11 protein-coding genes are annotated in these 15,165 nt (G+C 59.0%); 6 read left to right on the top strand and 5 right to left on the bottom strand.

The features are described 5' to 3' along the window. Positions 1–851 precede the first annotated feature (851 nt). Both pruA and LAO20_00850 read left to right on the top strand, forming a co-directional pair. Complete coding sequence (gene pruA, locus LAO20_00855; protein ID MBZ5529953.1) at positions 852–2,483, top strand: L-glutamate gamma-semialdehyde dehydrogenase; 1,632 nt, start codon at positions 852–854, stop codon at positions 2,481–2,483. Between the two features lie 231 nt (positions 2,484–2,714). Beyond that, a complete protein-coding gene (locus LAO20_00850) occupies positions 2,715–3,086 on the top strand; it encodes a response regulator (protein MBZ5529952.1) in 372 nt (123 codons plus the stop codon). A gap of 21 nt (positions 3,087–3,107) precedes the next feature. Here LAO20_00850 and LAO20_00845 read toward each other — a convergent pair whose 3' ends face one another. The 5 genes from LAO20_00845 to LAO20_00825 form a co-directional block, all read right to left on the bottom strand. After that, positions 3,108–3,770, bottom strand: a complete 663-nt coding sequence (locus LAO20_00845; GenBank protein MBZ5529951.1) for a response regulator transcription factor — start codon at positions 3,768–3,770, stop codon at positions 3,108–3,110. Next, on the bottom strand, positions 3,770–4,117 hold the full coding sequence (locus tag LAO20_00840; protein MBZ5529950.1) for a PilZ domain-containing protein: 348 nt from the start codon (positions 4,115–4,117) through the stop codon (positions 3,770–3,772). The genes LAO20_00845 and LAO20_00840 overlap by 1 nt, the downstream gene beginning before the upstream one ends. A gap of 233 nt (positions 4,118–4,350) precedes the next feature. Beyond that, positions 4,351–4,542: a hypothetical protein gene (locus LAO20_00835; protein MBZ5529949.1), complete on the bottom strand. Its 192-nt coding sequence runs from the start codon at positions 4,540–4,542 to the stop codon at positions 4,351–4,353. Positions 4,543–4,582: 40 nt separating this feature from the next. Further along, complete coding sequence (locus tag LAO20_00830) at positions 4,583–6,331, bottom strand: DUF2207 domain-containing protein (GenBank protein MBZ5529948.1); 1,749 nt, start codon at positions 6,329–6,331, stop codon at positions 4,583–4,585. Positions 6,332–6,350: 19 nt separating this feature from the next. Further along, positions 6,351–6,902, bottom strand: a complete 552-nt coding sequence (locus tag LAO20_00825) for a LemA family protein (protein MBZ5529947.1) — start codon at positions 6,900–6,902, stop codon at positions 6,351–6,353. A 666-nt stretch (positions 6,903–7,568) separates the two neighbouring features. Between LAO20_00825 and LAO20_00820 the strand changes: the two genes are divergently transcribed. The 4 genes from LAO20_00820 (at position 7,569) to LAO20_00805 (ending at position 15,155) form a co-directional block, all read left to right on the top strand. Beyond that, positions 7,569–10,790 carry a carboxypeptidase regulatory-like domain-containing protein gene (locus LAO20_00820; protein ID MBZ5529946.1) on the top strand — a complete coding sequence of 1,074 codons (3,222 nt, stop codon included), beginning with the start codon at positions 7,569–7,571 and terminating at the stop codon, positions 10,788–10,790. Positions 10,791–10,883: 93 nt separating this feature from the next. After that, positions 10,884–11,918: a tetratricopeptide repeat protein gene (locus LAO20_00815; protein ID MBZ5529945.1), complete on the top strand. Its 1,035-nt coding sequence runs from the start codon at positions 10,884–10,886 to the stop codon at positions 11,916–11,918. 44 nt (positions 11,919–11,962) lie between these two features. After that, complete coding sequence (locus tag LAO20_00810; GenBank protein ID MBZ5529944.1) at positions 11,963–13,999, top strand: GWxTD domain-containing protein; 2,037 nt, start codon at positions 11,963–11,965, stop codon at positions 13,997–13,999. 82 nt (positions 14,000–14,081) lie between these two features. Next, positions 14,082–15,155 (top strand): tetratricopeptide repeat protein, encoded by a 1,074-nt coding sequence (locus LAO20_00805; protein ID MBZ5529943.1) that lies wholly within the window; start codon positions 14,082–14,084, stop codon positions 15,153–15,155. Positions 15,156–15,165 lie beyond the last annotated feature (10 nt).

Here is a 15,165-nt window from a genome sequence, read left to right as displayed (position 1 = left end):
CGCAGAAAAATGGACGGCTCAGCGCGGCACGTAACGGGCCGCTCTTCCACTTTCTGCGCAGCGTTCCTACTCGTGAGCCGTTACGTTACTGACCTTCAGGACACTTGACAGCTGTGCGCGAGGATGAACGGATTCGCGCTTGATTGGGCGAACACAAGACGATAGAATAGGATATCCAGGAGCCGGTAGCTGCGAGCCCCTGGCGAAAAGCCCAATCGCCCAGGAGGCGGGTTGAAGGTTCTTTTGAAAACTACCCTAGCAAGCGGTTTGTGGCTGGTTGAGCAGAACCTTAAGAATCGCACTGACCGGCAAGCCGCACCTAATTTTTGAAGAATCAATGAGTTAGGGGATAATTTTACCATCCAGTAAACAGTTGGGTGACCGTTGGGTCGAATGGCATAAGTCCTTTTGTTTGCAACAAAGCCACAGAGCCAGGGGTGGGGGGGTGAGATTACTGAGTGGTTATTTGCAAAGTAATTAAACCGGCACAGGCAGGAGTGCGGTAAATCAAGGGAGATTTGGATTTGGCCAGGCGTGCGTGGGGAAAACTCCCTGACACGGCATGGTATTGGAAAGATTCTCGGGATCCTTCGACTGCGCGACGCCGTGCTGCGCAGCGTCGCTACGCTCAGGATGACAGACCTGGAAGTGCGTCTGTAGATCCTGAGTCCAAAAAGAGTTTCATGTGACTCATCAAGACATGAGATCTCCGTGCCTCCATGAAGGGCCATTACCTAACACCGTGCTGATCAGTGTTTATCAGCGTAATCAGCGGCGAGCTTTCGCTTGCGTTAGAATAAAAGGTTCTCTGACATCATCAGCCCCATATCTAATCGCAAAAGGACAATATTATGGCTACCACGCTGGAAATTTCGCGCGCTACGCTGCGCGTCCCCCGCACGCCGTTCAAGAACGAGCCTCTCACCGACTTCACCAACGCCGACAACGCCCGGGCCATGCGCCAGGCGCTGGTCAAGGTGGGCTCTGAGTTGGGCCGGGAATATGACATGGTGATCGGCGACAAGCTGATCAAGACCACGAACAAGATCACGTCAGTGAATCCGGCGCGGCCGTCACAAGTGTTGGGCGTGTTTCAGAGCGCGGGCAAGGAGCACGTGGAGCCGGCCATCCAGGCGGCGCTGGCGGCTTTTGCCGGGTGGCAGCGGACGTCAGTGGAAGAGCGCGCGGCGCTGATCCACGCCGTGGGCGGCATCTTGCGCGAGCGCAAATTCGAATTTGCCGCGTGGATGGTGTATGAAGTCGGCAAGAACTGGTCGGAAGCCGACGCCGACATCGCCGAGACCATTGACTTCGCGGAATTTTACTCGCGCGAAGCTCTGCGCCTGGCCAACGCCGAAACGCCGGTCACTCTGCCGGGCGAGGACGACCGGCTGATGTACATCCCGCTGGGCGTGGGCGCGGTGATTCCGCCGTGGAATTTTCCCTGCGCCATCATGGCCGGGATGACCATGGCGGCCATCGTCACCGGCAATACCGTGGTGATGAAGCCGTCGCACGATTCGCCGGCCATCGCCGCAAAATTCTTTGAAGTCCTGCAGGAAGCGGGCATTCCCGATGGCGTGGTGAATTTCTGCCCCGGCTCGGGGTCCAGCTTTGGCGCCGGGCTGGTGGAGCATCCGCAGTTGCGATTCATCGCCTTTACCGGATCAAAAGAAGTTGGCTTGGACATCAACCAGCGCGCCGCGGCGCCGCGTCCGGGGCAGAAGTGGATCAAACGCACGGTGCTGGAAATGGGCGGCAAGGATTCCATCATTGTGGCCGATGACGCCAGCATGGATGCCGCGGTGGAAGGCGTGGCTCAAGCCGCGTTTGGTTTTCAAGGACAAAAGTGCTCGGCGTGCTCGCGCGTGATCGTAGACGAAAAAATCTACCCCGTGTTCCTGGAACGCCTGAAAGAGCGCGTCAACAAAATCACGGTCGGCGATCCGGTGGAAAACAAGGCCATGGGGCCGGTGGTGAGCCAGGGCGCGTACAAGAGCATTTTGGAATACATTGAGGTCGGCAAAAAAGAAGGCCGGGTGATCAACGGCGGCGGCGCGGCCAAGGAAGCCGGTGAAGGCTACTTCATACAGCCCACGGTGATTGCGGACGTTGCCCCCACGGCGCGCATTGCGCAGGAAGAAATCTTTGGGCCGGTGCTGGCGGTGATCAAGGCGCGCAATTACGACGACGCGCTGCAGATCGCCAACAACACGGAGTTCGGCCTGACCGGCGCGGTGTATTCCACCTCGCGCGAGAAACTGGAACGCGCGCGGCATGAATTTCACGTGGGCAATTTGTACTTCAACCGCAAATGCACCGGCGCCATGGTGGGCGCGCATCCTTTTGGCGGGTTCAACATGTCGGGCACCGATTCCAAGGCCGGCGGGCCGGATTACCTGCTGCTGTTCACGCAGGCCAAGTCGGTTGCGGAGAAGATCGGGGACGCGGGACCGGTCACCGGCAAGCCGGCCAACAGCTAGCCTTCTGCCAGCTATTTTCGGGTCAAGGCCGCAAGCGTGTTCATGGCTACCGCGATGAACGTCGAACCGGCCTTTCTTTTATTTGACTTGAGGCGGACGCGTGCAGCAGAATATGGCAGTTTGCTTTAGCTGTCCGGCGAATGCTTCCGGGTAGAAAAGTCTTCGCCGCAGCTAATATCCCCCGAAGACGCGCTCTGAACGCGGGCGCGCCGCCGTTAAAGGACGCCCATCATGGCCAGGATCCTTTGCGTAGACGACGAACCACACGTGGTCACCCTGAAGTGTGCCATCCTTGAACAGGCTGGCCACACCGTGACAGCGTCCACCTCCGCGCGCGATGCCATCGATAAGCTGCAGAACAATGTTTACGATGCGGTGGTGACGGACTGGCGGCTGGGCGACGCCAACGGACGTGCCGTGGTCCAGGCGGCAAAGAACAACAGCAGCATGCCCGTGGTGGTGGTGTCAGGATTTGTGGCTGAGGCGTTTCAGGCCGCGGAACCGCTGGCTGACTTGTATCTGGAAAAGCCGGTGAATCCGGAAGAGCTGGTGACGATTGTCAACGAACTGCTGAAGAGCAGCGAACGCGCCGCTTCCCGCTAAAGCGTCTACTCCTGAAAATTCTTAAGCCCGGCTCTGCGTGGCGACTGCCGCGACGGAGGTGGCTGCGGCTTCCGCCAGAATGCGGTGATGGATGGTGAACAACGCCAGCTCCAGCCGGTCAGAGACGCCAATCTTGTCATACACATTGCGCAGGTAGTTTTTGATGACCTGTTCCGTGGTGCCCAGCTGGGAGGCGATCTCCTTGTTCTTATAGCCCTGCACGATCAGCGCCACGATCTTTAGTTCCTTGGCGGTAAGGCGGTCGCGCACCCGCGCTCCCACCAGATCATTTTCCGCGGTTTCTTTGCTCTCCTGCGTGTCCTGGACCCAAGTCTCGCCCTTGCTGACTTTGCGCACGCATTGCACCAGGGATTCGCCGCTCACGTTGCGGTAGATCACGCCGTGCACGCCGTTGGTCAGGAAATGGCGGGAATCCTGGCCGGTATCGGCGATGGCCACCAGCTTGGTTTTGAATTTGCGCGCGGCCTCTACGACCGCGGGAAGGCTGGTATGGATATCGGCGCCAAAGATCATCACCGTGGCGTGGAATTTTTCCAGGGCCATCATCATCTTTTCTGAGTTTTCCGCCTGAGCGACAATGCGCAGATCGTCTTCAACCGCCAGGACCTTTGCCGCTCCGGTGCGGAAAATAGCTTGGTTATCGGCCAAAATGATCTTCAGCATTACTTGGTTCCTTTGCCTTTGCGTATGAATTTGTACTGGTCAATGACGCAAGCGACGCCGTTCTTTTTCTTCTTTTTCCCGGCGTTGGAGCCGGCCGCCGTCTCGGTATCTTTGCGCACCACGCGCCCGGTGCAGCGCACTTCCACGTCGGTGGGGGTGCCCAGCACGGCGGCGGGAAGGGTGATATCAAATTCGATGGGCGAGCCTACATTGAGATCAACATCGGCCATGATGTAGACGCCCGCGGAGCTCATATCGGCGGTGGTCCCTTTGTCATCGCCGCCTTTGCCGTGGATACGAATCGGCAGCTCAAGCGGAAACCGTTTTCCTGTCCTTGCTTCTGACATTTGCCTCCTCAGCGTAAGCCACGCGCCGCACTGCAAGCGCCTTTCTGGAATGAGAGAAGAACGAATGAAGGTTTATATCATGAATGCTTTAAGCAGGGTAATTGATTCCTAAGCTACGGGCAATACCAAGGATGGGCCAGGCGATCCACGGTCAGAAGATCCTTAAGCAGGGCCGGCTTCTGAGGCTTCCGCCTGATTTTTCCTCAGGAAAGGCCTCAGTCTGACAGATGTTGTCAGGGAAGCAATTGGCCTAATTCATCGTCGCTCAGGCTTTCGATCCATTGCTTGAGCTTTTGCTTGCCTTGCTCGTCCAGGCTGTCCAGCCACATCTTCGTTTCCTCAGGAGACGCGCCCACCGGAGGAGGCGCCGGGATGCCGAAGGGCAACTTGGGAATCTTCGGGTCTTTGTTGTTTTCGTCTGCCATGGTGCGATCCTCGGGGCACAACTGGAAAAGAGCAAAATAACTACCAACCGCCGGTGCCACCGCCGCCAAAGCCGCCGCCGGAGAAGCCCCCGCTGGAAAAGCCGCCTCCGCTAAATCCGGAGGAACTGGAACTGGCGCGCGGAGCGGCCACGAAAGCCGCGCTCGCGGTCTGCGACATAGTGCCCAGACTGTTCACAAAGTAGAAGGTGTTAAAGGTTGTCCAATCGCCCTGGTACCAGTTGGGCGGGTTCTGAATAATGCCTTCAAATGCCTTGGCCCAATGATGCTCCACGCCCAGGGCCATGGCGTAAGGCAGAAACTTCTCAAACGTGTCGGGCGGCATGCGCTTGAGCCGGTCAGCGTCCACGCGGTTCATGAAGTCCTGGAACCCGAGAATCTGCACGCGGGTGCGCGCGCCTTTCATGCTGGTGGCGCTGAGCTGCCGTCCAAAAAGAACAATGATGGCCACGGCGATCACTACGCACACAATCGCTGGCCCGATGGAGTTGAGGAAATCAGCGATCTTGAACCATTGCGCCAGCGCGTACGGAGCCAGCACGGCCAAAGCGCCCAATCCCAGGTACGCCTTGGATGAATCAGGGTCCAGCGTGTACATGCCCTTGGTTTTGAGCGCGCCCATGATCTCGTCTTTGATCAAGGGAATGGCGGTGTAGAAGCGGTTGCGCAGGTCTGACACGCGCGTGGTATTGCCGGCATAAAAAATCCGGTCCAGCATGGCGCGCTCGTAGTCGGTGAGGCCGCTCCAGTCGTTGCGGTCTTTCAACAATTGGAGATCGTAATCCTTGGTGGTGAAGAGCAGTCCCTTGTTCTGGGTCTCCACGATCTTGATGTAGCCGCGGACCGCCAGGTCCACCATCACGGAGGTGATGTCGCGCGGCTCCACGCTGTCATCGATCAGCGTGCCGACTTCCGCCGGCCCCATCTTTTCCGGAGGCTCATACATGGGCGCCACAGACATGCCAGGGTCAGGGTCGCGTCCTTTGAGCCACCACAGCGGGAACATCACGGCAAAGGCCCACAGCGGTAGGGTGACGATCGGGTTGCTGCGCAGGAACCAGCCGATTTTGGTGAATGCACCCGGTTCTTTCAGGAGATCTTTCGGGATGTAAACATCAATCGTGAGGCCGCCGTGCATGGGCAAAGGCGCAGTTGTTTCGGCGCTCGCGACGGGACCTTCCACCGAAACGCGGCCGCGCTCTGTCGATCCATAAGTGCCGACGAAGGCCTGCGCCTGCAGCGAACCACTGGTGTTCTCGGGCAAATAGACGATGGCCGAGGCGTGCTCAATGGGCAAGGGCGAATCATTGCCGGTCACATTCCAGTAGAACTCTTCGTGATCGCCAAAGAACTTCACCGCGTTGGCCACCGAGTATTCGAAGATCACCATCTTGGAGGCGTCCACCGCTCCCGGCACGGTGACTTTGAGCTTCAGGAAGCCGTCTTTGGTGCTCTTCTCGTACTTCAGGGGCGAGCCGATGGCGTCCGTGACTTTCTCAATTTTCAGGAACAGGGAGTAGTTACTGCCTCGGGGACCCGGATACTCGATGGGGATATCGCGGTACACACCGTGATACGCCCCGGTGAACAGGTAGGTGATTTGTTCCGTGATTCGAGCGGAGCCATCGGAACCCACGTGCGCTGTGGTGTCCCAGCGCGTTACGCGGATACTCCTGCCCCAGGCCGGTGCAGCGGCCAGCAGGACAACGAGAAGAAGGAGCCCTATCCTGCCCATCCCGCGGAGCGAGAACGCTCTGGCCTTGTGCGTCATCTGGTTAGTACTTCACGCGTCAGAACTTTACCTGGACGTTTTCGCGGTCGCCGGGCGCCTCTACTTCAAAGAACTGTTTGCTGGTGAAGCCGAACATGCCGGCAATGATGTTGCTGGGGAACGATTGCACGCGCGTGTTGTAGTCGCGAATCACGGCGTTGTAGTAGCGCCGCGCATTCTGAATGTTGTCTTCAATCGAGTTGAGCGAGCTCTGCAGGCCGGTAAACTGCTCAGAAGCTTTCAGTTCCGGATAATTCTCAGCCACCGCGAACAAGCTTTTCAATGCGCCGCTGAGCTGGTTTTCTGCCACAGCTTTGTCGCCCGGCGTGGTGGCTTGCATGGCCTGAGAGCGGAACTTGGCGATGTTTTCGAACGTCCCTTTTTCGTGCGCGGCGTAACCCTTGACGGTCTCCACCAGGTTGGGGATCAAGTCATGGCGGCGCTTGAGTTGCACGTCAATGTCCGACCAAGCCGAGTCGGCCCTCACCCGGAGCTGCACCAGGCTGTTGTACATGCCAGCCAGGACCAAGACCACCAGGCCGATCAGGACCAGAACCACAATCAGCGCCATTATTCCTCCCACGTGGATGTTCTTCTGCGAACCTGAGCGGAAGTTATCACACTGAATCCACGGGGCGCAAATCAGGAGGGGTCTTTTCGCGGATGTCGCATCGCGATATAATCCCCGGCCGGGATTGGCGCGCGGGTGGTCGGGCGATTTTCCACGTGCTGCCGCGGTCGCGATGATGGACTTTGTGCGCCTGGGGCAAGGACCAGAGCACCCCATCTCACTGGGACTCAAGGCCAGAGCGCGCTATGTCCGTGTAGCGACTGAAAGCGTGTCTGTTAGATCAGCTTGCTGATGAACGAAAGGACAGCATGACGCACGCGGGACTTTAACTTCTTCGTTCAGCACCGTACTATTTCCTGCATATACGCTATTGAATTTGGAATGAGCGCCAAGATCGCTGCTTGTGGCATTCGCGATAAGCGCTTGAATACTAAAGGCCAAGCACATGAATCGCGCAGTGGCAGACGTTGTGCTAGTACAGCTAAGACACCTGAATTTCCCGGTGAATGTGTAACTCAAAATCAACCTTGTCTGCAATTCTTTAAGATCGGGTGATAAGCAAACTCTAAGGAGCGACAAATGATGGGAAAGAGAATCTTGCTAGGCGCTTTAATCTGTGCCCTCTTCCTGTTTTTAGGCGTTGGCGCGTTTGCGCAGGAATCTGCCGTGAAGGGCAATTTGGGCGGATCGGTGGTGGATACCACCGGAGCCGTGATTCCCGGGGCCAAAGTCACGCTGGCCACGCCGACCGGCTCAGAAACCGTGAACAGCGATGCTGAGGGAAATTTCCTGTTCAGCCGGCTGGCTCCCGGCATGTATAGCCTGAAAGTCGAGAAGCAAGGTTTCAAGGCTTCTGAAGTCAAAGGAGTGGAAGTAGCCATTGGTCGCACGGCGAACGTGAAGATGCAATTGCAAGCGGGCGCCATCACGGAAACCGTGGAAGTGAGCGCTGAAGCCGTCACGGTTGATGTGACCTCCACCGCGTCAGGGTCAAACCTGAGCGACACTTTCTATTCCAAAATCCCCACGCCCCGCAATGTTTCCAGCCTGTTCTACGTGGCTCCGGGAGTTGCGGACAGCGGCGGAGCAGGCCGCGCGAACCCTTCCATCTCCGGCGGCTCCGGCCTGGAAAACCTGTACGTGGCTGACGGCGTCAACATTACCGATGCGGCCTTCGGCGGGTTAGGCGTCTTCACCCGTAACCAGGGCTCGGTGGGTACCGGCATCAACCTGACCTTCATCAAGGAAGTCCAGGTGAAGACCGGCGGCTTTGAGCCTCAATACGGCCAGGCGACGGGCGGCGTGGTGCAGATCGTCACCAAGTCCGGCGGCCAGGCATACCATGGCGCCATTGCGGGTTACGGTTCGTCACGCAGCATGGCGGCCACCCGCAAGAGTCCTGACGACGTGCGTTTCTTCAATTCCGGGCGGCTTGATAACCCCGCCGACTTTGACGTGAGCGGCGAGATCGGCGGCTACGTTCCCAAGTTCAAGCAGCACCTCTTCTTCTTCGGAGCGTACAATCCATCCTGGGTGTTCAACTACGCTACGGCGCCCCAGTTCGCGGATGACCATATTCCCACCCCCGCAGATCCGGCCATACCGGTTGGCCTGTTCTCTGCTCGCGGCAACAGCCCCTTCGTCCTGCGAACGTTTGTGAACAACTACGCCGGCAAGCTGACGTACAAGATGAATGACAAGCATTCGATCGAGTCTTCCGTGTTCGGAGACCCTTCGCGCAACAACCAGGGTCCTGAGAACCTGGCGCTGGCGTCCTCGACGGACGGCGGCTTCAGCAAGTGGGACTACGGCACACGCAACTGGGTGGTTCGCTACAACGGAACAATGTCTCCGACGTGGCTGGTGAATGCAAACTTTACCTGGAGCAACAACCGCTTTACGGAAACACCGCTGCGTGACATTTTTTCGATTACGGATTTGAGCCAGGGAGCTCCCATCGCGCTCTCCGGCTTCGGTTTCAAAGAAGACCATGACGCGAATGATTTCGCGTACACTGTTGATACCTCCAAGGTGGTCAAATTCTGGGGCCAGCACACCTTGTCTCTCGGCTTCAACGACCAGTTGCTGAACTATGACAACAATCGCACGCGCAGCGGTCCCAAATACGCTCCGCCGGCCACCAACGCAGTGGGCGCGGCAGTGTCTTATTCCACCTGTCCCGGTCCCGTTTGCCCGCTGAACCCCGGTACCCTGGCGGACGCCAGTTTCAATGTCCTGGTTGAGCCCGGTTGCACGTTGTGTCCCGTTACGCTCGTGCCCGGGAACCCTATTCCACAGCCAATAGCGCTGGACGTGAGCCGTGGCCAATTCGGCGGCAACTTTACGCCGACCGAAGGTTTGTACTACGCCGGGTATGCCAACGACACCTGGAGCATGAACAAACACATTACGGTAAGCGCCGGGCTGCGTTGGGAGCAGTACACCATGCGTGGCACCGCGGTGGGCTACACCTTCACCGGTAACTGGGCCCCGCGGTTGGGGGTAGTGATTGATCCCAAGGGCGATCGCAAAGGCAAGATTTACGCGAACTTTGGACGCTACAACTACCAGATGCCGCTGGACGCCGCGATCCGGTCTCTGAGTTCGGAACTGGATCTTTCCGGAATGTTCTTTGCCCCTGGCTCACCGGGCCAGGTACTGACTAGAGGTGCTGACGGTTCGCTGCCCTTGACCGTTGCCATTGACGGCGCGCATTTCCTGAACAACGCTGCGGGCGGTGTCGCCGGAGCGCCCATCGTGTCTGCCCAGGCGGCTGGCGAAGCATTCGCGCCTGGAACCAAGATGCAGTACGAAGATGAATGGATCGTAGGCTACGAACACGAACTCAAGCACGGCGTGGTCTTCAGCGTACGCTATCTTGACCGCCGCTTGAAGAGAGTGGTGGAGGACATGGCGGGCGTCTCGCCCGAGGGCGCGGTCGCGGGAATCACGCAGAATTTCGTGATCGGCAACCCGTCGAAGAGCACGGACCTGTTCATCAATGAGCCAGCGTCTGTCATTCAAGCCGCGGGCGCGGCTTGCAGCGGTCCCGTGAATCTGGGTACGTCAAACACCGGCGCTGCGGGGCCGGTGGATGCCAACGGCAACCTGATCGGTGGTCTGGTCAACCAGCAGTTGTGCTTCCCGGCACTGGCCAGCGGCGCAACCCCTGCTGCCATTGGAGCTGACGGCACACCAGACGGCTTCGTTAACCCGGTACGCAACTACCAGGCAGTCGAAGTCGAATTCAACAAAGGGTTCAGCAACGGCTGGCTGATGCGCGCCAACTATCGGTTTGCCCGCTTGCGCGGCAACTACGAAGGCGCGTTCCGCAATGACAACGCCCAGACTGACCCCAGCATCAGCTCGTTGTTCGACTTCACTCCGGGATCGTTCAACCTGTTGGGCGACCAGTTCAAGACTGGCTCGTTGAACACGGACCGCCATCACCTGCTGAATACGTTCTTCAGTTACACCATGCAGAGCGGACGCTTCAAGTCGCTGACCTTGGGCACCGGCATACGGTTCCAGGGCGGCACGCCGATCAGCCAATTGGCGGACCATCCGGTGTACCAGAACTCCGGTGAAGTACCCATCGGCGGACGCGGCGCCTTGGGACGCACCTCCATGCTTGGCCAGGGCGACATGCACGCTGACTACCCGTGGAAGTTCAACGAGCACTCCACGGTGCGTTTTGCCGTGGACCTGTTCAACGTAACCAACTCCAAAACCGCCACGGTGGTGGACCAGAACCGCGATCTTTCCGGCGGCGCTGCGTTCTCCAACGTGGACTTCAATAAGCCCGGCAATTCCAACACCAACGCCGGGTTGCTGACCGGTTATCAGGAGCCTTTCCGCGCCCGGTTCTCCCTGCGCTGGGAGTTCTAGGCGGCAAGAGGCGTCAACGATTTTGGGGAGGACCACGATCCTCCCCAAAATTTTTTGCCCGAGGGAATGGAGATTGTCCACTAAGGGGCGGCTATGTTGCGCTCTAGCTTCGTCGTCACTTTGCTGTTGGGCCTAGCGGCAACGGCCGGCGCCCAGTTGACTCCCGGGTCGGCCCGGGAACGGCAGATTTACGGCCAGATCCGCATTGATGGCCGTGCCGCGCCGCAAGGAGTCCTGGTATTGCTGGACCGCGCACGGGGACGCGACGCGACCTACAGCAACGGCACCGGCGAACTCGGCACCGCCATGACAGATTCACGCGGCAAATTCTTTTTTGATCACGTGGACCAGGGGCAGGAGTTTACAGATGGCGCGCGCTACGTGGTGACCGTCCGTTACCCCGGTTACCGGGTGGCAACACAAGTCCTGGACTTGACCGCCACGCGCACCGGATACGCCAACCTGGACTTGCTGCGCGATACCAGCAAGGACGCACCCAACGTTCCACCCGGCGGCCCGGGAGCTACGATTTCAGCCAAGCAACCTGCAACGCCCAAGGCCCAGGAAGAGTGGGCCAAGGGCCAGGAGTTGCTCAACAAACATGATCCCAGGGCCAGCATCAAGAATTTCAAGAAGGTTGTTGAACTCGAGCCGCAATATGAAATGGGCTACTTGCTCCTGGGGACTGCGTACCTGCAGACGCAGGAATTTGGGCAGGCCCAGTCGGCGTTTGAAAAAGCGGCCAAGATTAATCCCCGCGATCCTACGGCGTTCCTGGGCCTGGGCAATGCGATGAACCAGCAGCACGACTTCAGCGGCGCCGTGAAACCGCTGCAACATAGCCTGGAGCTGGCCAATTCGGCGGAGGCCCACTATGAGCTGGGCAGGAGCCTGTGGGGACTAGGCAAGTGGCAGGACGCCGAACCGCATGCACAGAAAGCCCTGGAGATCAGTAAGGACTTTGCTCCGGCGCACGTCCTCATGGGCAACATCCTGTTGCGCCATCGCGACGCCAAGGCTGCACTGGCTGAATTTCAGGAATATCTGCGGCTGGAGCCACAAGGGCAATTTGCCGCGCCCGTCAAAGAAATCGTCGCCAAGATCGAAAAGGGCCTGGCGCAGCGGTAGACTTAAAGAGAACTTCCACACCTTTTATGCGTCTTTTTATACGAGTGTTCCTACTGTTTCTGGTTGCCGGTCTTTGCAGTTCGGTGCTGCCGGCAATAGACTCTGCAAAAGATTTGCCGCCGCGCTACCGCGCGTGGCTGGCGGATGAAGTCAACTACATCATCACCCGTGAAGAGCGGAACGTCTTTGTCCAGCTTCCCAATGACGAAGCCCGCGACAAATTCATCGAGCAGTTCTGGGACCTCCGCAACCTGGTGCCCGGCGCTCCCGCCAATCCTTACAAGGAAGAAATCTACCGGCGGATCGAATACGCCAAGCAGTACTTGGACGGCGTCCACAGCGCCATGGGGCAGGTCTACATCACCCTGGGTGAGCCCAAACAACGGGCCCGGTACACCGGCCGTTCTGAAGTCCGGCCCATGGAGATATGGTTCTACCAGAACACCAACCCCGCGCTGCCACCGTATTTCTCCGTGATTTTTTTTGACCGCGACAACAGCGGCACCATGCGGCTTTACAGCCCGTACATGGACGGCCCCAGCAAGCTGACTACGTCGGTCATGACGGTGAACGACAACGTGCACTCGCTGCAGGCGATTGACCGCGCCCTGGGCCGCGAAGTGGCCCGTACCACTCTCACGCTGCTGCCGGACGGGCCCGTGGACCTGCAAAACGCCACCACCAGCCTGGAATCGGACGTGATGCTCAGCATCATCAAGAACCTGGCCAACCATCCGCTGACCAAGGCGGAACTGGAGCAGAGACGGCTGGCCGAGCGGGTCACGCACCGCATCATACTCAATGAGGAATTCCTGGACGTAATCACCGTTGCGCTGCGCGACGCCGCGGGCAACATGAACCTGCATTACCTGTTGCGGTTGCACCGGCCATCCGATTTCGCGGTGCAGCAGGCGGACAACAAGGTGTTCTACAGCGTTTCTTTCGCGGCGCGGGTTTACGGGCAAGACGGCAAGCTGATTTTCAAACAGGAAAAAGATGTTGCCCAGTACCTTGACCCGGTGGAACTGGACCGCCTTAAAAAAAGCCTTTTCGGATACGAGGGCTGGCTGGCCCTGGCGCCGGGGAAGTACAAGATTGATTTTCTGCTCACCAACAAACTGAACAAGACGGCGTATCGCGCGGAGCGCGAAGTGACGGTCCCCGGCGCGATCAGCAAAGGCGTGCGGCTTTCTGATGTGGTGGCGTTCTCCAACGCCGAGTCGGTGGGCCCCAATAAAGACTATCTGCCGTTCACCCTCGGCGGCGTGAAGTTTACGCCCATCACCGGGGAAGGGCTGACCTACACTCCGGGGCAGAATGTGAACATCCTGTACCAGATGTGGGCGCCGGCCGGCGATCCCGCCACGTACAGCGGGAAAAACCTTGCGGTGGACTACGCGTTTGGCCGTCTGGGCGCGACCGGCGACGCCAAGAGTCTGCACGAAGAAGTGGCCAAGCAGCAGTTTGACGGTTTTGGTTCCATGCTGACAGGCAAGAAGATCGCGCTGCCGATGGAAGCGGGCGCAGGCAACTACCGCCTGCTGATTACGGTCACCGATCCGGGCGATCCACAGAAAGTGTATTCGTCACTCAACTTCCGCGTACTGGGCGTGCCGGGTGCGGTGTCTCCCTATGACGTCCACGACCCTGACCTGGCGGACGAGGTGCGCAAAGGCGTGCCGGACTTTGACCGCGCACTGTGCTACCTGGCGCAAGACGACAAAGACAACGCGCTGCGCTGGTTCAAGTCTGCTCTCGCCAAAGACCCGTCGAATGAAATCGCCCGCTCGCGTTTGTCAGGGTTGTATTTTGCCAAGCAGAATTACGCGGAAGTGGCCGCGCTGTTCAGCCGCGTGCCTTTGACTTCAGAGACCGATGAAGAGACCGTTCTGCGCGGTGCGGAGAGCATGGCGAAAACCGGTGACGTCCACCGCGCCATTTCATTCCTGGAGAGCGCGTTGAAGGAACACGATAACAGCGGCCCGCTGTACCTGGCCCTGGCCAGCTACTATCGCGACGAAGGCAACGTGGAAAAAGCCAGCCAATTGGAGTCCAAGGGCCGGGCGCTCACCAAGGAATAAGCGCGCAGGTTTTCTGGTTTGCCGCGTTCTCCCTCTAACAGGCCTTTCCTGTCCCGTCTACAATAGAGGCTGTTACTCCCTTATGCGTAAACTGTTGTTGATCTTGTCTTTCATGCTGTGGTCCGGGTTCGCCCTGGGCCAAACCGCAGCGGCTCCCCAGCCTGTTCCGGTTCGTGAGATTACCGGCCAGGTGCGGCTGGGCGGACGTCCTGCGCCCGCGGGCGTAGTGGTTTCACTGCGCGTTGTCTTCAATCGCGACTTGATTGAAGCCGACCAGGAAGAGTCCGTGCGCACGGCCACCGACGTCAGCGGCAGGTTTGTTTTCCATCATCTGGAAAATCTAGGCAACGGCGGGAAAGATCTGTTTGCTGTGAGCACAATCTACCAGGGATTCATGTCCGGGCAGCAACTGGTTGACTTGACCGAGAGCCTGCGGAGTGACGTGGTGCTGGACTTGCAGCGGACCTCCAACACCCCGGCCGCGCCGCGGGCGGCGAGCGATTCCGCCGCGACGACTGCGCCGGCCGTGGACGGTGATCCCGCGCCGCGCCGTCGTCCGCGCAGTCCGGCGGCCCAGGAAGCGCTGGACCGCGCGCAGGAACTGCTGTTTCGCAAACACGATCCTGACGCCAGCCTTGCCGAGTTCAAGAAAGCGGTGAAGCTGGATCCCTGGTACGGCCCTGGGTACGTGCTGATGGGGCTGGCGTACACGCAGTTGCGTCGCTGGGACAGCGCGCAACTGGCCTTCGAAGAGGCCATCAAAGTTGAGCCGGGCAACGCCCAGGCGTTTCTGGGTCTGGGATCAAGTTTGAATGAGCAGCACGATTATCCCGCCGCGCAGAAGGCGCTGGAAGAAAGCCTGAAACTCAAACCAGAGTCGGCGGAAGCGCATTATGAGCTGGCGCGGGCGCTGTGTTCGCTGGGCAAATGGCAAGCCGCCCAGCCGCACGCGCAACAGGCCATCGCCATCAATCCCGACTACGCCGGTCCGCACGCGCTGATGGGCAACATCTACGTGCAAGCCGAAGACGCGGAAAGCGCGCTCAACGAATTCCGCGCGTACCTCCGCCTGGCTCCGGAAGGCGATCTTGCCCCGCAGGCGAAAGAAATGGTGCAGCAGTTGGAAAAAGTGCTGGCGGAAGACGCGGGCAAATAGCCGCTGAGCA

It is taken from the genome of Terriglobia bacterium, from assembly GCA_020072815.1.
Taxonomy (GTDB): domain Bacteria; phylum Acidobacteriota; class Terriglobia; order Terriglobales; family Acidobacteriaceae; genus Angelobacter.
The sequence above is the reverse complement of the archived record's forward strand: the minus strand, read 5'-3'. Positions and strand labels throughout refer to the sequence as shown.